This is a genomic window from Micromonospora sp. M51, assembly GCF_018070305.1.
Classification (GTDB): domain Bacteria; phylum Actinomycetota; class Actinomycetes; order Mycobacteriales; family Micromonosporaceae; genus Micromonospora; species Micromonospora parva.
Map to the genome: position 1 here is coordinate 1 of NZ_JAGPXZ010001254.1, position 1020 is coordinate 1020.

A 1020-nucleotide genomic window follows, 5' to 3' on the forward strand; every position below is an offset into this window, starting at 1 on the left:
ACGGCAGTACGGTCTGCCCGCTACCGAACTGGTCGACGGCGGCGCCGGTCGGAAGGTCGGTCGTCCCCGTACCTACGCGGTGGGTGGCGTCACCCACCGCGGCGGCCGTCCGAGTGGCCTCTGGGTCGAGGTCGCTCCGGGCCGCCTCATCGAGGTCACCGGTCCCATGCTGTCCACACCGGACGGAAACAGCCTCGACGGTATGGACTGGTCGAGCTTCGCCCCCGGCGACCGCGTCACCCTGTCGGTGCAGCGGCACGATCCCACCGAGATCGGCGGCCTTGTGCTGCACGAGTGGATCGCCGGCCCCCGGGGGGCGCTGGGGCGGCGCGCGCTGCTGCCGATCGGGCAGACCGACACCGCCCGCCGCAGCGTACGGGTGGGGGTCGGGATCTGGTCGGCCACCCTGCCCACCGAGCCCGACGAGGCTCACCGGAAGGACTCCCTGGTCTGGCTCACCGATCGGAACGAGGTCACGTCGGCTGGCGAGAGACCTGTGGTCGGTCGCGGTGACACGGTCCTTCTCGAGGAGGGCGAGGCCGGCCTCAGCATCGTTGGCCTGCCGGATCGTGTCCCCGTGGCGGCCGGGAGCGACTCCATGGCGGGATGGCTCGTCGCGGCGTTGAAGGATCCGGCGGATCGTCGGGCGCTGTTCGAGCTGTGCGGGGGTGCTCTGCCCGTCACGGTCGAGGAGGTGTCCGGGACGACCATCCGCTGTTCGCGGCGCCGGCACGACCGCGACCTGAGCCCGGGTGAACTGACAGTGCTTCAGCCGCTCGGTGTGCTGCCGTCCGGTGAGCTGCTGCTGCGCCGGGGATTCCGGCTGGCTGTGGGTGCCGTCGGTGACCTCGTTCCGGGCCTTCCGCTTCCCCTGGTCGACCAGGCCATCCAGACGATCCGCCGCACGAGGCAACCGCTCTGGGCGTACGCCGACCGGTCGGCGGGAGTTCGGCTCGGGTTGCCCGACGAGCCGAGCCGACCTGCCGAGGAGATCACCGTCAGGACGGTGGGAGTGATCGG

Annotated in this window: 1 protein-coding gene; it reads left to right on the forward strand. The window is 71.7% G+C overall.

The window, feature by feature from the left end:
* Positions 1–1020, forward strand: a 1020-nt coding sequence (locus tag KBX53_RS34075; RefSeq protein WP_210863938.1) for a hypothetical protein, incomplete at both ends; no start/stop codon positions are given.